At 69.3% G+C, this 23,696-nt stretch carries 20 protein-coding genes; 14 read left to right on the plus strand and 6 right to left on the minus strand.

Annotated elements, in window-relative coordinates:
- Position 1 precedes the first annotated feature (1 nt).
- The 3 genes from pepN to ACFYRU_RS20810 all read left to right on the plus strand — a co-directional run bounded on the left by pepN (position 2) and on the right by ACFYRU_RS20810 (position 5,408).
- Positions 2-2,458, plus strand: a complete 2,457-nt coding sequence (pepN, locus tag ACFYRU_RS20800; RefSeq protein WP_387661291.1) for an aminopeptidase N — start codon at positions 2-4, stop codon at positions 2,456-2,458.
- Between the two features lie 187 nt (positions 2,459-2,645).
- Positions 2,646-4,199, plus strand: a complete 1,554-nt coding sequence (gene sepH / locus ACFYRU_RS20805) for a septation protein SepH (RefSeq protein WP_387661294.1) — start codon at positions 2,646-2,648, stop codon at positions 4,197-4,199.
- Between the two features lie 27 nt (positions 4,200-4,226).
- Positions 4,227-5,408, plus strand: a complete 1,182-nt coding sequence (locus ACFYRU_RS20810) for a hypothetical protein (protein WP_387661296.1) — start codon at positions 4,227-4,229, stop codon at positions 5,406-5,408.
- Here ACFYRU_RS20810 and ACFYRU_RS20815 read toward each other — a convergent pair.
- Positions 5,405-6,370, minus strand: coding sequence for a BtrH N-terminal domain-containing protein (locus ACFYRU_RS20815; protein WP_387661299.1), 966 nt, complete (start codon positions 6,368-6,370; stop codon positions 5,405-5,407). The two genes, ACFYRU_RS20810 and ACFYRU_RS20815, sit on opposite strands and share 4 nt — an antisense overlap.
- 116 nt (positions 6,371-6,486) lie before the next feature.
- Here ACFYRU_RS20815 and ACFYRU_RS20820 point away from each other — a divergent pair, with 116 nt between their 5' ends.
- The 4 genes from ACFYRU_RS20820 (at position 6,487) to ACFYRU_RS20835 (ending at position 9,624) form a co-directional block, all read left to right on the plus strand.
- On the plus strand, positions 6,487-7,074 hold the full coding sequence (locus tag ACFYRU_RS20820; RefSeq protein WP_387661302.1) for a hypothetical protein: 588 nt from the start codon (positions 6,487-6,489) through the stop codon (positions 7,072-7,074).
- A 121-nt stretch (positions 7,075-7,195) separates the two neighbouring features.
- Complete coding sequence (locus ACFYRU_RS20825; protein WP_387661305.1) at positions 7,196-8,341, plus strand: sensor histidine kinase; 1,146 nt, start codon at positions 7,196-7,198, stop codon at positions 8,339-8,341.
- Positions 8,342-8,358: 17 nt separating this feature from the next.
- Positions 8,359-9,027, plus strand: a complete 669-nt coding sequence (locus ACFYRU_RS20830) for a response regulator (protein ID WP_387661308.1) — start codon at positions 8,359-8,361, stop codon at positions 9,025-9,027.
- A 192-nt stretch (positions 9,028-9,219) separates the two neighbouring features.
- Positions 9,220-9,624, plus strand: coding sequence for a hypothetical protein (locus tag ACFYRU_RS20835; RefSeq protein ID WP_387661311.1), 405 nt, complete (start codon positions 9,220-9,222; stop codon positions 9,622-9,624).
- Between the two features lie 66 nt (positions 9,625-9,690).
- On the opposite strand, the gene ACFYRU_RS20840 is transcribed toward ACFYRU_RS20835, so the two are convergent.
- Entirely contained in the window at positions 9,691-10,089 is a 399-nt protein-coding gene (locus tag ACFYRU_RS20840) for a winged helix-turn-helix transcriptional regulator (protein WP_387661314.1), read from the minus strand.
- A 56-nt stretch (positions 10,090-10,145) separates the two neighbouring features.
- On the opposite strand from ACFYRU_RS20840, the gene ACFYRU_RS20845 reads away from it, so the two are divergent.
- A complete protein-coding gene (locus ACFYRU_RS20845; RefSeq protein ID WP_387661317.1) occupies positions 10,146-10,943 on the plus strand; it encodes an NAD(P)H-binding protein in 798 nt (265 codons plus the stop codon).
- 109 nt (positions 10,944-11,052) lie between these two features.
- Here the strand turns inward: ACFYRU_RS20845 and ACFYRU_RS20850 are convergent, their stop codons facing one another.
- On the minus strand, positions 11,053-12,063 hold the full coding sequence (locus tag ACFYRU_RS20850) for a quinone oxidoreductase family protein (RefSeq protein WP_387661319.1): 1,011 nt from the start codon (positions 12,061-12,063) through the stop codon (positions 11,053-11,055).
- A 92-nt stretch (positions 12,064-12,155) separates the two neighbouring features.
- The gene (locus ACFYRU_RS20855; protein WP_387661322.1) at positions 12,156-13,343 is read right to left on the minus strand and encodes a hypothetical protein; all 1,188 of its coding nucleotides are present in this window, start codon (positions 13,341-13,343) and stop codon (positions 12,156-12,158) included.
- A 127-nt stretch (positions 13,344-13,470) separates the two neighbouring features.
- Here ACFYRU_RS20855 and ACFYRU_RS20860 point away from each other — a divergent pair, with 127 nt between their 5' ends.
- Both ACFYRU_RS20860 and ACFYRU_RS20865 read left to right on the plus strand, forming a co-directional pair.
- On the plus strand, positions 13,471-14,040 hold the full coding sequence (locus ACFYRU_RS20860; protein WP_387661325.1) for a site-specific integrase: 570 nt from the start codon (positions 13,471-13,473) through the stop codon (positions 14,038-14,040).
- Positions 14,021-14,584: a tyrosine-type recombinase/integrase gene (locus ACFYRU_RS20865; RefSeq protein WP_387661328.1), complete on the plus strand. Its 564-nt coding sequence runs from the start codon at positions 14,021-14,023 to the stop codon at positions 14,582-14,584. Before ACFYRU_RS20860 ends, ACFYRU_RS20865 begins: the two co-directional genes overlap by 20 nt.
- On the opposite strand, the gene ACFYRU_RS20870 is transcribed toward ACFYRU_RS20865, so the two are convergent.
- Complete coding sequence (locus tag ACFYRU_RS20870; RefSeq protein WP_387661331.1) at positions 14,544-15,128, minus strand: TetR/AcrR family transcriptional regulator; 585 nt, start codon at positions 15,126-15,128, stop codon at positions 14,544-14,546. The two genes, ACFYRU_RS20865 and ACFYRU_RS20870, sit on opposite strands and share 41 nt — an antisense overlap.
- Positions 15,129-15,218: 90 nt before the next feature.
- On the opposite strand from ACFYRU_RS20870, the gene ACFYRU_RS20875 reads away from it, so the two are divergent.
- Positions 15,219-16,577, plus strand: a complete 1,359-nt coding sequence (locus tag ACFYRU_RS20875; protein WP_387661334.1) for an MDR family MFS transporter — start codon at positions 15,219-15,221, stop codon at positions 16,575-16,577.
- Here ACFYRU_RS20875 and ACFYRU_RS20880 read toward each other — a convergent pair.
- A complete protein-coding gene (locus ACFYRU_RS20880; protein WP_387661337.1) occupies positions 16,574-17,146 on the minus strand; it encodes a TetR/AcrR family transcriptional regulator in 573 nt (190 codons plus the stop codon). The two genes, ACFYRU_RS20875 and ACFYRU_RS20880, sit on opposite strands and share 4 nt — an antisense overlap.
- A 103-nt stretch (positions 17,147-17,249) precedes the next feature.
- Between ACFYRU_RS20880 and ACFYRU_RS20885 the strand changes: the two genes are divergently transcribed.
- The 3 genes from ACFYRU_RS20885 (at position 17,250) to ACFYRU_RS20895 (ending at position 23,621) form a co-directional block, all read left to right on the plus strand.
- Positions 17,250-18,650 carry an MFS transporter gene (locus ACFYRU_RS20885; RefSeq protein WP_387661340.1) on the plus strand — a complete coding sequence of 467 codons (1,401 nt, stop codon included), beginning with the start codon at positions 17,250-17,252 and terminating at the stop codon, positions 18,648-18,650.
- Positions 18,651-18,724: 74 nt separating this feature from the next.
- Entirely contained in the window at positions 18,725-22,525 is a 3,801-nt protein-coding gene (locus ACFYRU_RS20890; RefSeq protein ID WP_387661343.1) for a discoidin domain-containing protein, read from the plus strand.
- A 7-nt stretch (positions 22,526-22,532) separates the two neighbouring features.
- Positions 22,533-23,621, plus strand: coding sequence for a Gfo/Idh/MocA family protein (locus ACFYRU_RS20895; RefSeq protein ID WP_387661346.1), 1,089 nt, complete (start codon positions 22,533-22,535; stop codon positions 23,619-23,621).
- Positions 23,622-23,696: the final 75 nt, after the last annotated feature.

A 23,696-nucleotide genomic window follows, 5' to 3' on the forward strand; every position in this document is an offset into this window, starting at 1 on the left:
CATGCCGAGTCTCACCGTCGACGGCGCTCGCACTCGGGCCGCCGCGCTTTCCGTCCAGTCGTACGACGTCGATCTCGACCTCACCCAGGGCGAGTCGACGTTCGGATCCACCACCACGATCAGGTTCACCGCGACCGAACCCACCAGCTGGGTGGACGTGAAACCCGACGCACTGACCTCCGTCACGCTGAACGGCTCGGCGCTCGACGTCGTGGGGCTGAACGACGGCCGCCTCGAGCTCACCGGCCTACTGGCCGACAACGAACTCGTCGTGGTCGCCACGATGGCCTACTCGCACGACGGCGAGGGCCTGCACCGCGCGGTCGACGCCGCAGACGGTCTTGCCTACACGTACGCGATGTCGTTCCTGGACGCCGGCCCGCGGATCTTCGCCTGCTTCGACCAGCCCGACCTCAAGGCGCCGTACCGGATGAAGGTCACCGCACCGCAGGACTGGATCGTGCTCGGCAACGGCGCCTCGACCCAGGTTTCCCCCGGTCGCTGGGAGCTCGCCGAGACCAAGCCGCTGTCGACGTACTTCGTGACCGTGGTCGCCGGGCCGTACCACCAGCTCACCGATTCCCACGACGGCATCAACCTGAGCGTCGTGTCCCGGCAGTCGCTCAAGGACGCGCTGGACCGCGAGGCCGCGGACATCTTCGAGGTCACCAAGCAGTCCTTCGACGAGTACCACCGGATGTTCGGCTACCGGTACCCGTTCGGCGAGTACCACCAGGCGTTCGTCCCGGAGTTCAACGCCGGCGCGATGGAGAACCCGGGCTGCGTGACGTTCCGCGACCAGATGGTGTTCCGGTCCGCGGTGACCGACGGCGAGCGCAGCCAGCGGGCCCGGACGATCGTGCACGAGATGGCGCACCAGTGGTTCGGCGACACCGTGACGATGAAGTGGTGGAACGACCTCTGGCTGAACGAGTCGTTCGCCGAGTACATGGCGCACCGCGTCTCCACCGCCGCCACCCGGTACACCGACAACTGGATCGACTTCGCCTACATCCGCAAGTGGTGGGGGCTGCAGGCCGACCAGCGGTCCTCGACGCACCCGGTCGCGGCCGACGCGGTCAAGGACGCGGCCTCCTCGCTCGACGACTTCGACGGCATCTCGTACGCCAAGGGCGCCGCCACCCTCAAGCAGCTCGCGGCGTACCTCGGTGACGACGTGTTCCTCGCCGGGGTGAACGCGCACATCGCCGCGAACGAGTTCGGCAACGCCACGTTCGCCGACCTGCTCGCGAAGTGGACCGAGGCCGGCGCGGTCGGCCTGGACGACTGGGCGCAGGCCTGGCTGCGGACGCCCGGCGTCGACACGCTGACCGTCGTACGGACGGACACCGGGATCGAGCTGCACCGCAAGGCGCCCGCCGACCACCCGGCTGCACGACCGCACAAGCTGATCGTCGCCGGGTACGACACGGACGGCAACCGCACGGCTGTCGACGTACTCGTCGACGCCGACCAGGTGTCGGTCGACCTCGACCCCTCGGTCGCGGTCGTGATCCCGGACGCCGGCGACGACAGCTGGGCGAAGATCCGCCTCGACGCGGACAGCCTCGCGAACCTGGCCGCCGTACTGCCGAAGATCACCGACGGCGTCACGCGGGCCGTCGTACTGAACAGCGTCCGGGACGCGGTCGCCGACGCCGAGCTCGACCCGAAGCTCGGGTTCGACGTCGCCCTCGGCATGCTGCCGACCGAGACCAGCGACATCGCCGTCGCGACCCTGCTGAACTGGTCTGCCGGGACGCTGCTCGGCGTCTACCTGCCGTACGAGCCGTACCGCGGGCAGCTGGCCGACACGCTCGGAGCGCGCCTCGAGACGGTCGAGGCCGGGAGCAGCGTGCAACTGTCGGTGGCGCGCGGGTTCGCCCGGTTCACCGACGACGTCGACCGGCTGAAGGGCTGGCTCGCCGGCGACGGCGTACCGGACGGCCTCACAATGGACGCCGACCTGCGCTGGATCGTCACCCTGCAGCTCGCCCGGCTCGGCGCGATCGACGAGGCCGGCATCGACGCCGAGCTCCAGCGCGACACGTCGTCGGAAGGCATCGTGCACGCCACCCGCTGCCGGGCCGCGCTGCCGACCGCCGAGGCGAAGGACCGGGCCTGGGCGCAGATCACCACCGACGCGGACCTCGCGAACTACGAGCTGTACGCCGCCTGCGAAGGCTTCTGGCACCCGACCCAGGACGAGCTCACCGCGCCGTACGTCGACCGGTACTTCGCCGAGATCGCAGGCACCGAGAAGCTGCGCTCCGGCTGGGTGGTGGCGAGCAGCGCCAAGCTCGCGTTCCCGCGGTACGCCGTCTCGCAGCAGGTCGTCGACCGCGGCAGCGACCTGATCGCGGACGAGTCGGTCGCGGCCGGCATCCGGCGGTCCGTGGCCGACAGTGTCGACGATCTGAAGCGTGCGCTCGCGGTGCGTTCGGCGTTCGCGAACTGACCGATCGGCCGCGGTCACACCGTGTTGTGACTAATGTGACTGGTGTGACCAGGAGGACCCTGGTGACCAGGCAAGATGTGTTTTCGTGACGTAACCTCCACAATGACCGCGCGGCACGGCGCGCCGGTCTTGGTCAGGCCCAGCGTCCGGGAGAGACTGTCTAGAACCGCACAGGAGAACAAGGTCAATGCGCGAGGCGAGGCTCGTCGGTCTGAGCCAGGATGGGACACAACTCATCCTGGCGGTGGCAGAGACGGGTGAGGAGTTCGCCGTTCCGGTCGACGACCGGTTGCGTGCGGCCCTCCGCGGCGACCGTGCCCGACTCGGCCAGCTGGAGATTCAAATGGAGAGCGCGCTGCGCCCACGAGACATCCAGGCTCGTATCCGCGCCGGCGAAAGTCCCGAGGCGGTCGCGGCGGTCGCCCAGATGCCGATGGAACGCGTGATGGCGTTCGCCGGCCCGGTCCTGGCCGAGCGGGACCACATCGCCAGCCTCGCGCAGCGTGCGTCCGTCCGGCGTCGCGGTGGTGGCGACGCCCCGACCCGCAACCTCGGAGCCTGGGTGACCGACCGGCTCCGGCTGCGTCAGGTCGACCCGGCCTCGGCCGAGTGGGACGCGTGGCGGCGCGAGGACGGCCGCTGGGCGGTGCGCGTCTCGTACTTCGTCGAGGCCGAGGACAACGGTGATCCTGAGGCGGAGAAGAAGGACGAGAAGGTCGCCATGTTCGCGTACGACGCTCCTGGTCGGTACGCCGTACCCGACGACGACGAGGCACGCTGGCTCGTCGGTGAGCAGGCGCAGGTGCTGCCGACCCCCGTACAGCCGCAGCCTGGTGAGCGGCGGCTCGCCGCGGTCGCGGACATCGACCCGCTGATCGCGCCCGACCACGGCGCCGACAGCTACGAGGCAGGCTTCGAGGACACGGTCGCCCTGCGCCGCCGGAACCACCCCGTTTCCGAGCGCCCGGACTGGTCCGACCGCGAGGCGACGCGGCGCGACGTCTCCGATCGCGACGCGGCCCGCCGCGACCCCGAGCGCGGCCCGCGGCGTGTGCACTCGGTCCCCAACCCCGACGAAGAGCCGACGCTGATCGACGTCCCCGTCGACCAGCCGCCGGCGCCGCGTCCGTCCGTCCGTGCGGTCGAGCGCCCGGCCGACCCGCCCGCCTTCGCTTCCCCGGCCGAGGACTACCCGGAAGAGCACACCGCCCGGAACGGCACGACCGACCCACAGCCAACCCGCGCCGCCCAGCCCAACGAGGTCCGGCACCCGGAGTCGCACCCGACACGCGTCCCTCAGCCCAACGAGCTGCGTCAGCGCGACGCACGCAGCACACCCTCCCGCACCACCGAGCCACCTGTCACGGACCCCCGCTCGGCAGACCCCCGTTCGGCCGACCCGCGTTCTGTTGGCGCGCGCTCGTCTGAGACCCGTCCGACCGCCTCGCGGCCGGCACCATCAAGCCCGACCGAGCCACGGCCGGCGCCGGCCGCCCGCGCCGAGCAACCTCCCCGTCCGGCCGACCCACGGATCACGGACGTGCCCTCCGCCGAGCCTGCGCGCGAGCACACCCCGACCGCCGACCCGAAGCCCGAGGCTCCGGCCGCCCAGCTGTCCGAGGGCACCGAGAACGGACAGACCGAAGACGCCGCCGAGCCCAAGAAGAAGCCGGCCCGCCGGGGCAAACGCGCCAGCGTGCCGAGCTGGGACGAGATCATGTTCGGCAAGAAGGCCGACTGAACCCCCGGTCCAGTACCTTCGCGGACCATGCCCACCGCCCTCGAACGAGCCACGACAGCAGCCGTCCTCGCCGTCCGGCGTGACCCGTCCGCGGCCCGAGCCGTCGAGCAATGCCGACACGAACTCGCCGAGCCAACACCGGACGGCCAGCAAGCAGCCCTGCTCGTCGGCTGGGCTTACCTCGCCCTGCACAACCCGTCCCAGGCCTGGGAATGCTTCCGCGCAGCCGTCTCGTACGCAACCCACCAGCACCTGACGGACCGAGCCGCGCTCCTCGCCGGCCTACTGGCCGCCCAGCGCCTCGACGCACCCGCCCTCGCCGGCGCCTGGTACCGCGTCTCCACAGACCTGCGCGGCGTCCTCGATCGGACGAACTTCACCGGCGACCTGTCCGCCGAGCTCACCGACCAGCAGATCTGGCCCGACCATGCGGAACTCCACGCCAACATCCTCCCCACGCTGCTCACAACCTTCGACGCCCGGAGCCGATCCCTCGCAGCCCTCACCTTGTACGCCCTGCACCACGCCAACGGCCAGCCCGGTGGAGCCGTACAAGCAGCAAAGCAGGTCGTACAGCTCGCGCACCCGACGTACGTCGCCGCCGCCTGGCTCGGCATCGCCGAGACCCTCGTCAAGCAGGGAGACAACACAGCGGCAGCCGGCGCCTGCGAGGAGGCGCTCGCGGCCGACGGGCAGTACAGCGCCCGGCTGCTCCTCGGCCTGGCCGAAGGCCCGGAACCGGACGTACACACCCAGGCCGGGACTCTCCTCGGTACGCTGCAACGCGACGTCGGCGATCTCGATTCAGCCGTCGCCACCCTGACCGCCGCAGCACGCGACGAAGATCCCACCGCGTTGCTCGCCCTGGCGCAGACCCACGATCTCGCGGGCGACCCGGCCGCCGCGCAGCCCCTCTATACGAGGCTGGCCGAGCACGAGCTCTCCGAGCAGTACCAGGACGCGGTCTTCAACCTGGGCCTGCAAGCCAAGGATCGCCGCGACCTGCCAGAGGCGACCCGGTGGTTCCGCCGGTACATCGAGGCCGGCTACGCGGCCCATCCGCTGGCGGCGGCGCACCTCGGCGAACTCGCGTACTGGGTCGGCGACAAACAGGCCGCGCTCCACTGGTACCAGTACACCCTCGACCACACCGAACTCCCCATGCTCGTCGAGGAAGCCGAACAGCGCATCGCCGAGCTGCGGGGTTAGGCACCCAGGCGGCTGAGCGCATACATCGCCTCGCGCTCGAGGCGGGCGATGTCGGCCAGGACGCAGCCCGCTTTCGACAGGTGCCGTGGGTCGCCGGAGTGGCCCGCCTGGGCGATGAGCGCCGCTACCTCTGTCCAGCCTGCTGCGGCCTCGGCGTACAGCTGGTGGCCTTTGCGGAGGTCGTCGCTGCTGACGAGTTCGACGCATTCGCGCAGGAAGTCGCGGTAGAGGTTACGGAAGAGCGCACCGCCGGTGCCGGCTTTCTCCATCAGCAGTGCGATCTGGGGCAGGGCGTCGGTGCGGTCGAGCCAGGTAGGTACGAGCTTGGCAGCCTTCTCGATCCCTCGGTGGCCGAGGTTGGCGATCGGCGGGTTGAGGAACGCGTCCGCGCATGCGGTGATCGCCGGGACGAGGTGCTCGGTCAGGACGATGGGGCGCCCGGTGAGCGTGAAGGAGCGATGTCGCGCAGCCATCGGGCTGCGCGCAGCCCGGGCCTCCGCCAAGCTCGTGAGGCTCGTCGACACGGCGCCGCCCTGCTGCTCGGTGTCGACGAGGTACGCGTTCTCGTCGTCGTACCCGTAGAGAGCGACGACATGCCCGCCGAAGTGCACCTTCGACGTGAAGTACTCCAAGTAGTAGCTGTCCAGCTGCAACCCCACCGGCTCACCGGTCTCGAGCGCAGCCGTCACGTTTGTCCATGCCTTCCGCGCCGAGGCAGTCTCCTGTACCTGCAGGTCGAGCCGGAGGTTGTGCGCGAGGTTCCTGGTCAGCTCGAACGGCTTGACCCGACCCCCGAGGAACGGGAACTCCATGTTCCTGCTGTCCCAGTAGATGAACGACAACCCGGAGCCGAGCCCGAAGAGCATTGCCTCGGACAGCTCGATGCCCTGGTGCCGCAGGAGTACGCCCAGCGCAGTGGTCTCGCAGTGCTGTCCGCCGCGGGCCTCGATGTCGTTTCGCACCCCCGCATGATGAACCCTCCGGAGACCGGAGAGTCCACCCCCCGCCCTCGCATCTCAACCCGGTGACCAGCCCGGAGGCCGATGGCAGGACCGGGCATCGCGGCGAGGGTGAGGGCATGACAGCGAACATCGTGATCATGCAACTGGCGATCCTCGGCGTGGTGCTCGAGTCCGATCTCGGCCGCCGCAAGATCGGCTGGTTCCGGGTGGGACGGCCGATCGTCGGCGTCGGCCTCATCGTGCCGTTCTTCTTCACCTCGCTGCCCACCGGCGGCGACGACCTGCTGCTGCAAGGCGTCAGCGCGCTGGCCGGGGCGGCGCTCGGGCTGTTCTCGGTCTGCCCGCTGCTGGTGTCCGTCGACTACCACCCGGATTGGCGAAGGCGATGGCCGCGCACCTCGCCCACCCCGGGCAGACCCGCTGCGGTCAGCCGCTCGGGGGCTGGCTACGCGGCGGTCTGGATCGGTGTGACAGCCGCCCGGCTCGGCTTCGCCTACGGCGCCCAACACATCTTTCCGGTGGGCCTCGGCGTGTTCATGGCCACCCACCACCTGAGTGGCACCGCTCTGACGAACGGCTTCATCTTCTTGTCCGTGAGCATGAGCCTGTTCCGGAGTCTGGGACTGTGGGCGCGAGGCCGCGCGTGCCGGGCCCAGGCCGTCCCGGTCGTAGGCGCCGCGCAGACGGTGGGCGTTGCACGGTGATCCTCACACCGCTGCGTCGGGCACGCCCTTCGGGCAGGCCGTCCTGGGATAATCAGGACCGATGAGTATCACCCGCAGATTCAGGCCGGCCGTGGACCACCCCGGGATTGGGCTCAGCGGAATGATCCCCGACCCCCGGGCGCGCGTCGCGGTCATGCTGGCGGGGCTGGGGGTCTCGATCTGGATCAACGTCGCCACCCTCCCCGCCGACCCGGGGATCGTGGCGCCCGTCGCCCTGGCCGTCGCCTCGCTGGCGTGGCTTGCCCTGATCGCCGGCGCCCGCGGCGGCCAGGTGGCCGTGGTCGCCGCGGTGATGTGCGCGGCCGGGTCGGTGATCGCCGTCACCGATACCAACGGGCTGATCTTCACCGGCGTCGCGGCGAGCATGGCCGCCGTCGCATTCGATCCGGTCGCCGCTCTCGTACTGTCCGCCGTCGGCCCCGTCGCCCACTGTCTCGCAGCGATCCCTCACGGTGCGTTTCCTGGGCGCCTACTGGCCACCGCCGCTGTGGTGCTCGCCGGACTGGTAGCCGGTGCGAGCCGACGCGAGATCGACCAGCGAGCCCGGCGCAGCACGCTGGTCGCCACGGAACGCCGGCGTACCGAGCTCGCTCGGGCCGAGGCGGAACTCGCCGGTGAGCGCAACCGTCTCGGCCGCGAACTGCACGATGTACTCGCCCACACCCTCGGCGCCCTGTCGATCCAGCTCACCGCGATCGACACCCTCGCCCGCAACAACGCGCCGCGCGAGAAGCTCATCACACAGATTGAGCTCGGTCACGAGCTGGTCAGCACAGGCCTGGACGAGGCACGCCAGGCGGTCCGTGCGCTGCGCGGTGAGAGCGCACCGCTGGCCGCGCAGCTCGAACGGCTCTGCGAACTCCATCAGGCAGAGCTCGAGGTGGATGGTGGCTGGCAAGAGCTCGAAGCCGACACCACGCTCACGCTCTACCGGCTCATCCAGGAAGCACTGACCAACGCGGTCAAGCATGCCCCTGGCACGCGGGTGCGCGTGCGGATCGGCTTCGGTCCGCGGGACGTGACGGTACAGGTCGGCAATACCAGCCCCGCCCCGGGCCCGGACGCACCCCCGGGGCCGCGCGCGAGCGGCGGCGGGTTCGGGCTGCAGGGCATGAGGGAACGCGTCGAGCAGGCGTGTGGCGATCTTCAGGCGGGCCCTACGCCCGACGGCGGATGGCAGGTCACCGCACGAATCCCCTACCGACAGGGCAACCCGGGCAACCGCAGCGGCGGGAGTAACCGATGAGCCCCACACCGACCTCCGTGATCATCGCTGACGACCACCGCGTCGTGCGCGAGGGCCTGGCCACCATCCTCAGCGCCGCCGACGGGGTGTACGTCGCCGGGATGGCCGCGGACGGCGCGCAGGCTGTCGAGCTGGCCGTCGAGCACGAGGCCGACGTCGTCTTGATGGACCTTCACATGCCCGGCACCGACGGCGTCGAGGCCACACGCCGCCTGAAGACCGAGCGCCCGGCCACGGCCGTCGTGGTACTCACCACCTACACCGACGACGACTCCATCCTCGCCGCTCTCGAAGCAGGCGCGATCGGCTACCTGACGAAGAACGCCTCCGCCGCGGATATCCACCGCGCCATCAAGGCCGCCGTCTCCGGCCACACCATGCTCGACCCACTCGCCGCCGCCCGCCTGATCCACGCAAGCCGCCGCAACGACCCAGGCCATCCCAGGACGGACGCCACCCTCCCCGACGGCCTTACCGAACGCGAGGGCCAAGTGCTCGGCCTGATCGCGCAGGGACTGTCCAACGCGGAGATCGCCGCCAGGCTGTACCTGAGCCGCTCCACGGTAAAGACCCACATCAATCAGATCTTCTCCAAGACCGGCAGCCGCGATCGCCCGCAGGCCATCGTGTACGCGCACCGGCATGGGATCCCCACCGAGGAAGACCCAGCCCAGCGGAACAGATGACTCCGGAGCCGTTGCGGACAGTTGTCCCATATCGCGGACGGTGTTTGGCGGGCGGTGCCTCGGGCTGTCATGATCGTCGGCATGCAGATGCTGTGTTGTTGCTGTTGTCGCTGACGAGCGCCGGCTCCCGGCGCACGAGGCCCTGTCCTTTCCGTGGCCCGCCCGCCGACACAGCACTCACAGGAACATCGCATGAATCTCCCGGCTCTCGCCGATCTGCTCGCATCTCGTGGCCTCCGGCTGCTCCCCGGTTCGCACGCCGTACCGGTCGAGCTGCTCATCCAGTTGCCTGACGCAACGATCGTACGGTTCTCCGCCCGCGGTACGACGCTCCGCCTGCGCAGCTACTCCCCCGACGCGCTGACCACGATCACCATCCCGGCCGAGTGCGGCTGCGGCGACCACCACCCCCAGACCGGCCCGTCGCGCGTGGCGCTCAGCCGGTACGCCGTACCGCTCGACGAACACGTCATCGACGGCGAACTCCAGTACGGCTGGCACCACCACGAGGCAGGCCTCCTCCACCTGGCCGATGCCACGGAGCACCTCTTCACCCTCCTCGACCAACTCCGCACCCGCGACCTGATCCCCGCCTGACCGGTTGTGCGACCGCTGGCAGGTTGCAGCACGCCAGCCGTCACATAACCCGTCAGCGGGCGAGCGCTACGGGCGGCGGTTCGCCGGTTCGTTGGCGTCGAAGTGGGCGCGGGCCGCGTCGACCTCTGCGAGATTGGGGGACCATTCGGCGAGGGAGTGGAAGAGGGGGGCGAGGCTGCGGCCCAGGGGGCTGATGTCGTACTCGACACGGGGCGGGACCTCGGCGAAGTACTCGCGGGTGATCAGGCCGTCGCGTTCCAGTTGCCGCAGGCGCTGAGTCAGGACCTTCGGGGTGATGACGCCGATGCGGCGCTGCAGTTCGACGAAGCGCTGCCGGCCGTACTCGTTCAGGGTCCACAGGATCGGCGTCGTCCACCGGCTGAACACCAGGTCGACGACCGGCGCGATCGGGCACGCCTGAGCCGGTTCGATGTCTGTACAGCCAGGGGCTGTGGTCTCGGTCACAAACCCAATACTATCCTCTAGGTACCTACTATCTCCAGGCGATTAGCGTCGTACCCATGATCGTGATCACCGGAGCAACCGGCAACGTAGGCCGTCCCCTCGTCGACACCCTGACCGCCGAGGGCGAGGACGTCGTCCCCGTCTCGCGCAGCGGCGCCGGCCACCAGGCCGACCTGACCAAGCCCGAGACCCTCAGGCCCGTACTCGGCGGCGCGAAGGCCGTCTTCCTCCTCACCTCCCCCGACTTCCTTGCCCGCGGCAACCTCCAGGACGTCGTCGACGTAGTACGCGACGCTGCCGTCCCCCGCGTCGTTCTGTTGTCCTCGCAAAGCGTCGGCACCAAGAGGCTGCCCTCGATCCTCGAGGACACCGTCACCGGGTCCGGCCTCGAGTGGACGATCCTGCGCCCCGGCAACTTCGCCAGCAATGCGTATGCCTGGGCCGACTCGATCCGCACCCGGCGCGCGATGGCGGCTCCGTTCGCCGACGTGGCCCTGCCGGCGGTCGACCCGCAGGACATCGCCGAGGTCGCCGCGGCCGCGCTGGTCGACAACGCGCACGCCGGCGCCGTCTACACCCTGACCGGGCCTGCGGCCATCTCGCCGCGCCTACAGGCGCAGGTGATCGGGGAGGCGATCGGTACGCCGATCGAGTTCACTGAACTGACCCGCGACCAGGCCCGCGCCGGCATGCTGACCTTCATGCCGGAACCGATCGTCGAATCCACCCTCGACATCCTCGGCACACCACTGCCCGCCGAACAAGCGGTCAGCCCCGACGTCGAGAAGGTACTCGGCCGTACGCCGAACACCTTCGCCAACTGGCTCAACCGAAACGCCGGCGCCTTCCGCTGACAAACCAGCCCGCCGCCACATCAGCCCCGCACTACCGCGCCGCACCGCGGTAGTGCGGCGCGCTACCGGTCGGGCACGGCGGCCGGGGACGGCGCCTCGTCAGCCGCGATCAGCCCTGCGTCTCCTCGCGGCGTCCAACAGCGGCCGTACCGGGTACGACGAGCAGCTTGCCGGTGGTACGCCGAGCCTCCAGATCGCTGTGGGCCTGGGCGGCCTCGGACAATGCGTAGCGGCCCGTTACGGTGACCTCAAGTGCGTTGGAGCGCACCCACTCGAACACATCGGCGGCCCGTCGGAGCAGTTCGGACCGATCGGCGACGAAGTCCCCGAGGCTGGGCCGGATCAGGGTCAGCGAACCGCCCTGGGCGAGCCGCATCGGATCGAACGGCGGCACGGCACCACTTGCCGCGCCGAAGAGCACGAGATGGCCGCGGGGTCGCAGGCTGGCGAGGCTCGCATCGAAGGTGTGCGCGCCGACGCCGTCGAAGACAACCGGCAGTCCCTGACCGCCGTTGAGCCGCCGCACCTCGGCTGCGAGATCGTCGACTGCGGAGGGAAGGATCACCTCAGCGGCCCCGGCACGCTTCGCCAGCTCGGCCTTCGCCGTAGTCGACGTCGTGCCGATCACCCTGCCGCCGAGATGAGTGATGAGCTGGGTCAGAAGCAGTCCCATGCCACCGGCCGCCGCATGAAGGAGCACCGTGTCGCCGCCCTGAACCGGGTAGGCGTCCTTGACGAGATAGTGCGCGGTCATGCCTTGGAGGAGCACGGCGGCGGCCGTCTCGAAGCCGATGTCGTCGGGCAACGGCACCAGCCGGGAGGAGTCCACGACGGCCCGCTCCGCGTACGTGCCGGGAATCTCCACCCACCCGACCCGGTCCCCGACTGCGACGTCGGCAACGCCGGGTCCAACTTCGACGACCGTGCCGGCGCCCTCAGCGCCCGGGGTGAAGGGCAGCGGGAGGCTGTATCGGCCTTCGCGGTGGTAGACGTCGAGGAAGTTGACCCCGGATGCGGCGACCTCCACGATCGCCTCGCCCGGACCCGGCCGCGGCTGGTCCACCTCGGCCTCCTGCAGCACCTCGGGACCGCCCACTTCGTACACCTGAATCGCTCGCATGACCCTCACCAACTCCGTTGGTGAGGATCCGATTCCCGGCAAGCAGACCAGCCCGCCCGCTTCCGCCCGTTCCGGGACGCGGGCTCCCCGGCTTAGTCCGTATCGCCGTCGGCGGGGCGTGTCCGTAACTGGTGGCGGAGGGTTTCGGCGACCTGTTCGGCCGCGCGTTGGGCTGCGGTGAGTGCGGTGAAGCGGTCTTCGGCGGCCTTCTTCACGTCGGCCAGTTGTGACTGGTGGTCGGCGCGGAGTTGCTCGCGGTCGGTCCTGTGCTCGTTGCGGAGTGCGTCGAGCTCGGCGCGGTGACGCTCGCGCTCCTGGAGTACCTCGGTCCGCAGCTGGTCGGCGGCCTGCTGCGCGGTGTGGCGCTCGGCCTCGGCCGCGGTCTGCGCGATGCGCGCGGCCTCGACCTCGCTGCGCGCCTGACGGAGTTGCTCCTGCGCCGTCGCCTGAGCGTCGCCGATCCGTTGCTCAGCCTCCGCACGTACCCGCTCCAGGTCCGCCGCAGCCTTCTCGCGGACAGCCGCCAACTCCTGCCGCGCTTGCGCGAGCTCACTCACGGCCTGCTCGCGGGTGGCAGCCAACTCCTGCCGGGCCTGGTCCAGCTCACCGGCGGCCCGCTCGCGAATGGCCGTGGCGTCGCGGCGGGCCTGTTCTGCGGCTTCCCGGGCTGCGGCTACGTCGAGGCGGGCCTCGTCGAGGGCGGCGACGGCTTCGAGGGCGGCTTCGTCGGCTTCGTCGCGGGCGTCCTCGGCCTCGGCTGCTTGCTGTTCGGCCTTGCGGCGACGCTGCTCTTCCGCACTTCGCTGTCGTTCGGCGTCGGCCAGCTCCGCCTTCGATGCAGCCTGGAGTTGCTCGACCTCGGCCGCGACCGCTTCCGCGTCGCCGTACGTCCGGACCGCTTCGGCGAGCTGCGCGAGGTATCCCTCCAGCTCCCCGACCAGGCGTGGCAGGTTGCCCTTCATCAGCTGCTCGAGAGTCATCCGGGCCGCCGTCACCGGCCCGGCCACTGGAGCCGCCGCGCCGGAGGCCGCTCCAGTGGTCTGTCCAGCGCCATCCCGACGTACGGGCTGCCTGGCCAAGCGGTTCTTCGCGGCCCAGGCGTTCGCCTTGTTGTGTACGACCGGCTTGCCGTCGACGCCGGCTCCCTCGCGGCCGCAGTACTTCGGCGGCCGGCCTGGTGTTCCGGGATCGGCCTGCTTGGGGTTCGTACAGCTCACCCCAGGGAACTCGCACAACCCTTGCCGGGATCGCGCGACCGGCTCCGCCTCCGTCGTCGTCATAGTCGCCAGTCTACCCATTTTGGTCGATAAAGTTCGGCTTTAAGGTCGGATAGTGTCCATGTCTTTAGACCCAACGAAACCAAACGCAACTAGCGCATAATCCCCGTTATGCGCTAGTTTCTCTCCTGTGGACGATGAGCCCGCGGTACTCGTATTTCGCCCGACAGAGACTGCTGTCGAGCTGCCACGGCCCGACGCAGCGACCGAGGCCGCCGTACGTCGCTCCCTCGGCCGTCGTCGTCCACTCGCCGACCCACGCGCGGATCCCGTCGACCGGCTCGATCTGCTGATGGCGGCACTCACCCCGGAGGTGGCCGCGCTGGTGGTGCTCTGGCTCGGCGGGACCCGCCGGGCGAGCCGCGATACCCGGATCGGGTATGCCGATGACCTGCTGCTGTGGGCCGACTGGGCCCGACGTGAGCTCGGCCGGGACCGGTTCGGGCTCGACCTACAGCGCGGCGAGGTCACGATGTGGCTCACCTGTCAGCAGGACGCAGGCGCCGCCTCGTCCTCCATCTCACGACGGCTGTCAGCGCTGTCCAGCCTCTACCGCTACGCCGCCGGCTGGGGCCTGCCGGTCGCGTCGCCGATCTCCGACGACGACCACCGACCGAAGTTCCACCGCGGCCGGCGCGCCCACATCCGCGCGGGTCCTCGACGCCGACCAGGTCGCGGCCTTGCTCGCGGCCGCACGTGACGTACGGGACGCGCTGATCGTCGGCCTGCTGTACACCGGCGCGCTGCGGGTCTCCGAGCTCTGCGGAGCCGACGACGCCGACCGTCACGACGAGGGCCGGCGTACGTGGCTCGTCGTCACCCGCAAGGGCGGCAAATCGATCCGCGTACCGCTGGAGACGACAGTGGCCGAGCTTCTCGACTCGTACCGCGCGACGCGGCCGGCCTGGACCGGCGTAGGGCCGGCACCGCTCCTCGCCGACGCCGCCGGCGATCGCCTCGACCGGCACGACGTCACCCGGCTGCTACGCCGGCTCGCGAAGTCGGCCGGGATCCCCCGCCCCGAGACGGTCGGTCCGCACTCGTTGCGCGCCACCGCGATCACCGACCAGAAACGCCGGGGCCACAGCGCCGAGGACCTCCAGGAACTGTCCGGTCACGCGGACGTCCGTACGGTCATGGTCTACATCGACGACGACGGCCGCGCCGAACGTGTCGCCGCCCTCACCGACGACCTCGGCCGCGTCATGACGGCGGTGCCTCGCCATCTGAAGTCCCCTGGCTGAAGCCGACGAGCGGCAGGAACACGTCGTCGACCAGGGCCGTGACGGTCGACGCCGGTACCGGCGCATGGCTGAAGAAGATCTCGTGCCGCATCAGGTTCGTGGGCGCGGTGAGGACCGCGACAGGTAGGTCGTCCGTCGCGATCTCGCCCCGCTCCGCCGCCCGCTTCACGATCGTCGCCATCACCCCGGTCATCCGGCTGTACACCTCCGGATCGAGGTCCGGCGCCTCGGCCATCAGCCCGTGCACCGTGTCCGGGCCGAGCCGGGTGAACCGATCGGCCATCTGCTGCAGCACCCCGAGTACGTCGTCGCGCAGCGAGCCGGTGTCCGGGACGTTCTCGACGATCGAGCCCAGGTGCTGCCGCATCGCCGCGATCACCAGCTCGGCCCGGTTCCGCCAGCGCCGGTACAGCACCTGTTTGCCGGTCTGCGCCCGCGCCGCGACCGACTCCATCGTCAGCTGCGTGTAGCCGGACTCCATCAACTCGGCCCAGGCGGCATCCAGCAGTACGGCCTCGAGTTCGGCACCTCGGCGGCGTTCCATGAATCCTCCAGAAGAGACCTTGCGTCTCTTAGCGATCCGAGTCTACCCTGAAACTCGTAAGAGACGCTACGTCTCTAAGGAGACTCATCGATGACTACCCAGACGGATCGCCTCGACCGGTCGGTCCTGAAACTCGCCGCCGTCCTCGTGCTCGGCGCGCTCGCACCACTTCTCGACAGCACGATCGTCACGGTCGCGATCCACACCCTCGGCGTCCGGCTGCACGCCTCGGTCACCACGGTCCAGTGGGTCAGTACGGCGTACCTCCTGGCGCTCGCGATGGCCGTCCCGATCACCGGCTGGTCGGCGAACCGGTTCGGCGCCAAGCGGATGTGGATCATCGCGCTCGCACTGTTCCTGGCCGGCTCGATGCTCTGCGGCATCGCCTGGAACATCGGCTCGCTGATCGCGTTCCGGGTGATCCAGGGTGCCGGCGGCGGGCTGATGTTGCCGATCCTGCAGACGATCCTGCTGCGTGCGGCCGGCCGCGACCGGATCGGCCGGCTGATGGCCGTCGTCACCTTGCCCGCGCTGGTCGGCCCGATCCTCGGACCCGTACTCGGCGGCGTCCTCGTCGGCCACCTCGACTGGCGCTGGATCTTCTACGTCAACCTCCCGATCTGCCTCGCCGCGATCGTGCTGGCCGTGCGAACTCTCGAGCCCGACCCCGCGCCGACTGCCGCCGCGCTCGACGTCACCGGGCTGCTGCTGGTCTCCCCCGCGCTCGCGGCGATCATCTACGGCCTCAGCCAAGTGGGCGACCGCGGCTTCGGCCACGCGGCAGTACTGGTCCCGATTGCCGCCGGCGTGATCCTGCTGGTGGCGTTCGTACTGCGCCGCACCGCCGAGCCGCTCATCGACCTCGCGCTGTTCCGCACCAGATCGTTCACCGCGTCGGCCGCACTCCTGTTCCTCACCGGGTTCGGCCTGTACGGCGCGATGTTGCTCCTCCCGCTGTTCTACCAGCAGGCGCGCGGCGAGACCGTCGCCGCGGCCGGCCTACTGCTCGTACCGCAAGGTGTCGGCAGCCTGATCGCGCGCACCGCCGGCGGCCTGACGGACCGGTACGGCGCACGCCCGGTCGTACTGGTCGGCATCGTGTTCACCACGATCGGCACGATCCCGTTCGCGTTCAGCGACGCCTCGTACCGGCTGCTCGCCGTCGCGCTGGTGATCCGCGGCGCCGGACTGAGTGCGGTGAGCCTGGCGGTGATGGTCGGCGCGTTCCGCGAGCTCGAACCGGCGCAGATTCCGCACGCGAGCAGCACTACCCGCATCATGCAGCAACTCGGCGGCGCCTTCGGAGCCGCGACGTTGGCCGTCATTCTCCAGAGCCAACTGACCGGCCACAGCATTCAGCTCGCCTATGCACACAGCTTCGCCTGGGCGATCGGATTCACGGTGATCGCCGCCTTGCCCGCATGGTTCCTGGGCAAGAGATCCAGTTAGGCGTCGAGCAATCTGTCGACCAGCCCGTCGATGTAGTCCGGGGTCAGCGAGCCCAAGCCGAACAGGACCCGGATGTACATCGGAGCCATGACGTGATCCAGCACCTCGAGCGCGTCGGGTGCGCGCTCGCCACGTTCAACCGCGCGATCGAGCATGGACTGCAGTTGCCGACCGCGTTCGGCGAGGACGTCGTCGCGCGCCAGCAATCCCTGCTCACCAGTACTCGACAAGGCGATTGCCAGGCGCAACAACGCCAGCCCGTCGGGCCCGGTGATCTCGCGGGCGACCTGAGCCGCGTACGTGCGCAGGTCGCCGGCGAGGCTCCCGGTGTCGGGCATCGGTGACTGCACGTTGAGGCGAGTGAGCGCCACGTCGGCGAGCAGGGTCTCCAGGCTTCCCCAGCGACGGTAGATGCTGCTGTCGGCCACGCCCGCGCGGGCGGCGACGTCGCCGACGGTGAAGTTCCCGTACCCGCGCTCGCTGATCAGGTCGGTGACGGCCTGGTGTACCTCCGCGCCGACCCGGGCGCTGCGTCCGCCGGGCCGCCGGGCACGTTGTGGCTCACTCATGCATCCACCTTAACGCAGTTACGACTTGCGTTTGCGAGCGGCCCTGCCTACAGTCGTTAACGCAGTCATTGACTGCTTTAGAGACGACTGAGAGGAATCCCCTATGGGTCGGCCGAACCGGGCCGTACTACTCGCCGTGACCTGCCTCGGCCAGTTCATGGTGCTGCTCGACAACACGATCGTCGGAGCGGCGCTGCCTGATATGCAGCGCCGGCTGCACACGCAGCTGACAGGTCTGCAATGGATCGTCGACGCGTACGTACTGCTGGTCGCCATGCTGCTGCTGACCGGCGGCGTCCTGGCCGACCGGTTCGGCCGCAAGCGGGTCTATCTGACCGGCGTTGCCGTCTTCACCGCAGCGTCCCTGATCTGCAGCCTCGCACCATCGGTCGGCTGGCTGGTCGCCGGCCGGGTACTGCAAGGCATCGGCGCGGCAGCTCTGAGTCCTGCGTCGCTGGCCCTGCTCGCTGCCGCCTATCCAGTGCCACGGGAACGAATCAAGGCGATCGGTCTTTGGGCCGGATTCAGCGGAATCGGCCTGGCCGCGGGTCCTGTCGCCGGCGGCGTGCTCGCCGAAGCGTTCGGCTGGTCCGCGATCTTCCTGGTCAATCTGCCCATCGGCGTGATCCTCCTCCTCGTCGGCCTCCGCAGCCTCGACGAGACGCGGAATCCGAGCGCTCCCGCGATCGACATCCCAGGGACCGTACTGTCGGTCCTGGGGGTCGGGGCGCTGACGTACGGACTGATCGAGGGTGGCGCCCGCGGCTGGACGTCGCCGCTGATCCTCGGCAGCTTCGCCGCCGCCGTCTTCCTGCTCACGGCCTTCGTCGCCGCCGAAGCGCGCCGGTCGGCTCCGGTGCTGCCACTGCGGCTGTTCCGCGAGCGACTGTTCAGCGTGTCCAACACGGCCATGGTCGTGGTCGGGTTCGCGCTGATGGGTTCGTCGTTCTTCTTCTCCCAGTTCTTCGTGTACGTCCAGGGCAGCTCGATCCTGCGTGCTGGGTTGCAGACCCTGCCGACATCTCTCGCCATGGTGATCGTCAGCCCGTACGCGGGCCGGCTCGCCGCCCGGTACGGCTTCCGGATCGTGGTAACTGTCGGCCTGGCCTTGGCCGGTCCGGGTTTGCTGGCGCTCGGCATGGTCCACGCCCACACCGGCTACGGGAACGTGTGGTGGCGCCTGGGACTCGTCGGCGTCGGCTTCGCCCTGACCCTGTCCCCACTGACTGGAGCCGCCATCCAAGCCGTCAGCCCGCAGGAAGGTGGCCTGGCATCGGGCATCAGCAGCACGACCCGGCAGATCGGGGCGGTGCTCGGCGTCGCGCTGCTCGGCGCCATCGTCCGCACCCGGCAGTCCGGCGGTGCCTCGTTCGAGACCGGCCTCAACAGCGCGTTCCTGGTCGCCGGCGGCGTCACGTTGGCCACCGCTGTGTTCACCGGCTTGTGGCTGGCGAAGTCTCCGGTCAAGGAAGATTCACGGGTCGAGCACCCGGTCTTGAATTAGTAACACGCTTGGTTTAACTTATCCGCGCAGCTGCTCTCGCCTGTCCTTCCAGCCCGCCACCTGGAGGTTCCAGCATGTCCAGACGCTTGCTCGCGCGGGTCCTGCCCGCCGTACTTCTCACCGGGCTGCTCGCCGTGCCCGCGGCGCATGCGGCCACCATGTACCCGAGTGGGGTCGGTACCGATCTCGGGCCGACCCCGACCACGCTCGGCATCAAACCAGCGGCCGGGGACGACCCGGCCGGACTGCGGACCGGGACCGAACAGGGCCGCACCTACTGGCAGACGAACCAGGCGGCCGGCACCGGCTACCTCGAGTTCGACGTCGACCACGACTACGTCGACGAGATCGGCACCGACGACGTCCTGGTCACGGTGACCTATCTCGACAGCGGCTCCGGGACGCTCGAACTGCAGTACGACGCGAAGGCCGACCCGCAGCAGGACGCGACCGACGTACAGCTCACGAACACCGGCCAGTGGAAGACCGGCGTCTTCGCGCTCACCGGCATCAGCTTCACCAACCGGCTGGGAGACGCCGACGTCCGCGTGTTCGGCAGCAGCGATGTGACGATCGCCGGCCTCCGGATCAGTACGGCGGGCGCGTCCGTACAGCTCGGCGCCACGCCGGTGCAGAACGGGATCAGCCCGCGCGCCGGGGACGATGCCTCACACCTGATCACCGGCGTCCAGGACGGCCGTCCGTACTGGCAGACCGACCGGACGGCGCCGTCGCCCGGCACGAACTTCTTCTACCTGAACGTCGCCGACACCTACCTGTACGACAACCGCAGCCTGGTGCTGGTCAGCATCGACTACTTCGACGAGGGCAACGGGCAGTTCGGGCTGCACTACGACTCCCCCGGCGACACCATCCCGGAGAAGTTCAAGAACTCCGAGGTGGTCCGGTACGGCGACACGAAGACCTGGAAGACCTACACGTTCGCGCTGCCCGACGCGGTCATGACAAACCGCTCGAACGGCGGCGACTTCCGGATTCACAACGGCGACGGGTCCGTCGACCTCAAGGTCGCCGCAGTCCGCGTCGCCAAGGTCGCGTCCACGCTCGACGTCACCGAAGGTCTCGTCGACCTGATCGCTCAGGCCACCCGGACCGAGAAGGCAGCACGCGAAGGGACCCGGGACGGGCAGTACCCAGCCGGCAGCCGTGCCACGTTGCAGGACGCGATCGACAACGCTCAGGCGGTCGCGTCCACTCCGGGCGTCACGGACGTACAGGTCAAGCAGGCCCTGACGACGCTGCAGGCGAAGCTGGACACGTTCGACGCGTCGGTTCTCGACACGAACTTCGCTGATGAAGGTACGGCGTCGGCTAGCGGCGGGACCGGAGCAGCGAACGTCAACGACGGCGACGACTCGACGGCTTGGTCCGGTGGTGCGAACGCCTGGCTGCAGATCGATCTCGGCAAGCCGCGGCCGGTGAACGACGTACGGGTCGAGTGGGGTGCCGAGTACTCCCCCGACTACACCGTGCAGGTGTCGAACGACGGCCAGAAGTTCACCGACGCCGGCCGGATCGGCTCGCCGGGTGGCAACCAGACCAGCCGGACCCGGTTCGCGACGGTCAGTGCGCGCTACGTCCGCGTCGCGATGACCGGCGCTCAGGCGTTCACCGTGAAGGAGGTGCAGCTGCGAGTCAGCCCGGTCGTCGTACCGCAGCCGAAGCTCGTCCAGACCATCAACCCGACCGAGGACGGCGTGATCGCGGACTTCGACGCGACGCAGTACGGCGCCGACCGGACCGGCAAGCGTGATTCGACGAAGGCGATCCAGCAGGCGATCTACGCCTGCCAGGACGCGGGCGGCGGTACGGTCTGGCTGCCGGCCGGGCAGTACAAGGTGACCGACACCATCGAGGTGCATGCGTTCTGCACGCTGCGCGGCGATCACGGACCCAAGCTCGGCACCGGCACGGTGATCATCGCCGACCTGACCTCCGGTGACGACGGGCCGAGCCTGTTCCGGATCGGCGGCAGCGCCGGCGTCCTCGGCGTCACGACGTACTACCCGAACCAGAACGCGGCGAACCCGGTGCCGTACAACTACACGTTCGAGATCCCTGGCGGCGCCTGGATCGGGAACGAGAACTACATGATGTCGACGGTTTCCGACGTCACGATGCTGAACTCGTACCGCGGGATCGGCGTCAGCACGATGCCGAACGACCACGGCAACGCACCGAGCTCGGGGCAGGTGCACGAGTCGACGACGATCCGCAACGTGACCGGTACGGCGCTGTTCGAAGGTGCTCGTGCCTACAACGGTGCCGACGTCGGCACCTGGGAGAACGTTGCCTTCAGCAACTCGTACTGGTCCGCGGCGCCGGCCGCGTACCACCCGCCGGCCCGCGCCGCGCTCGACGCGTGGACCCGCGCGCACGGCACTGGCCTCGTGTTGGGTGACCTCGAGTGGGACCAGTTCTACCGGGTCGCCGTGTCGGACTACGCGGTCGGAATCCATGTCGTCGCCGGTCAGCGTGCACAGTTCACCGGCAGCTTCCTGGAGCCGGACGTACGGCGTACCGGGGTCGGCATCAAGGTCGACGTGATGGACGACCGCTGGGGCATGACGCTCGCGGGCGGTCATGTCGACGGCGGGATCGCCAATGACTCGCACGGGTACGTGAAGATCACCGGCACCGAGGTCGTCGGCGCGCAGACCGGGATCATCCACCACATGTCCGGCACGGCGCCCACGTACACGCAGAAACCGCTGCCCAAGCCAGTGCAGAAGCTGTACGTCGTGGACGCGCCGCACGGGGTCGGGTACCTGCCGAGTGCGGACGCGACGCGGGCAGTGCAGAAGGTGCTCGACCGAGCGGGGCGGGAAGGCGGCGGGATCGTCTACCTGCCCGCGGGATACTTCCGAATTAGTACTAGTTTGGAAGTACCTGCGAAGGTCGAGCTGCGTGGCGCCTCCGCCGTACCGAACCGGGACCAGGGCGGCGCGAGCGGCGGGACCGTGCTGCAGGCGTTCGAGCGGAACACCGACACCGCGCTCATCACGCTCCAGAACCGCGCCGGAGTGCGTGGGCTGCGGGTGTTCTACCCCGACAACAACCCGGCGAACGGCGTCGTGGCGTACCCGTACGCGATCCGCGGTCACGCCGGTGGGAACTACGTGATCAACGCCGGCTTCCCGAACGCGTGGAACGGGATCGACCTGAGCGGCGACGACGTCGTCGTCCGGAAGGTCGCCGGCGCGTTCTTCGACCACGCGATCTCGATCGGGGCCGGGCGCAACGGCCGGGTCGAAGGGGTGCTGTCGAACGGGAACGCGGTGACGCGGGTCGGGTACCAGCAGCCGTACTGGATGAACGAGGGCAACATCTTCGAACTCGTCATCGACAAGTACATGCGCAAGACCGCGAAGATCGTCACGGTCGACGGAGCGCGTGGGTTGACGTTGCTGAACGTGTTCGCGTACGGCTTCCACGACGGGCTGGTCGTGAATGACGGGCAGGTGTCCGCGTTCAACCTCGGCACGGACAACCTGGGAAGCGACGGTCACACCGTGCAGGTCGTGAAGGGTGACGTCGAGGCGACGAACCTCGCTCGCTACAACGGCGCGACGCTGAGTGGAGCGGCGACGTTGCACAACGTGATGGTGATCAACGTGGTGCAACGCAGCGTCGCGGTGCAGGCGAACGGGAGCGGCACGGTCGCGATCGCCGGCAACGAGTCGGAGCCCGGAACGTACGAAGTCGGCGCGCAGGTCACCGTGACGGCAGCGCCAGGATCGGATAGCGTTTTCCAAAACTGGACCGTCAACGGGACCGTGGTGTCGACAACGCCGTCGTACACCTTCACCGTGACAACGGACCAGGTACTGACCGCTAACTTCACGCCGAAGTAGGAGCGAGATGGCTGACACACAACAACAGGTCGCGATCGTCGGGTGCGGGATCATCGGACGTACCCACGCCAAGACCGTCGCGGAACGGCCGGATGCGATCGTGACCACCCTGGTGGACGGTGACGCCGCGGCCCGGGAGGCACTCCGGGACCAGTTGGTCGAACTCGGCCAGCCGGAACCGAAGGTGTTCGAGGACCTGACCGCGGCGCTGAGTGGGTCGGACGTGTCGCTCGTCGCGATCTGCACGCCGAGCGGTACGCACGCGGCGCTGGCCGAGCAGGCACTGGACGCGAAGTTGCACGTGGTGATCGAGAAGCCGCTCGACGTCGACCTCATCCGGGCACGCCGGCTCGGCGCAGCGGCAGACCGGGCAGGCAACCACGGCGTGGTCGCTTCGGTGATCAGTCAGCACCGGTTCGACGCCGGGAGCGCCGTGGTCAAGCAGGCGATCGACGCCGGGCGGTTCGGGCAGCTCACGTCGTCGGTCGCTTCGGTGGCGTGGTGGCGCAGCGACGAGTACTACGCATCCGCGGGTTGGCGTGGTACGTGGGAGCAGGACGGTGGTGGCGCGCTGATGAACCAGGGCGTACACACGGTCGACCTGATGCTGTGGTTCATGGGTCGCCCGGTGACGATCCAGGCGCAGGCGCTGCGGGCGGCGCATCACGCGATCGAGGTCGAGGACACGGTCGTCGCGACGCTCACCTTCGAGAACGGCGCCGTCGGTACGTTGCACGCGACGACTGCGGCGTACCCGGGCGGCCGTACCCGTGTCTCCGTCCACGGCACCGAGGGCGGCGCCGAGATCGAGGACGATCGCCTCTCCCGTCTGAACCTCGACGGTGTGAAGGACGATCAGCCCGTCGACGTGGGCGACCCCGGCGGCCACAAAGCCCAGTACGCCGACATCCTCGGAGCGATCGCCGACGGCACCGCCCCCGCGATCACGGTCCAGGACGCCATCGACGCCCTGGCAACAGTCCGCGCCGTCTACATCGCGTCGACCCTCCAACGCCCGATCAAATTCCTGGACGTCCTCGAGGGCCGCTACGACGACGTAGACGTCTCCCGAGGAGTCGGTCTACCCCCGAACTAACGGCCCGCCAGGCCACCACAACACCACGCTCAGCCACGAGCCAAGCGTGGCGCTGCCCCGCAGCCCCCATTGCGG

The sequence above is a fragment of the Kribbella sp. NPDC004536 genome, assembly GCF_042873835.1.
Lineage (GTDB): Bacteria > Actinomycetota > Actinomycetes > Propionibacteriales > Kribbellaceae > Kribbella.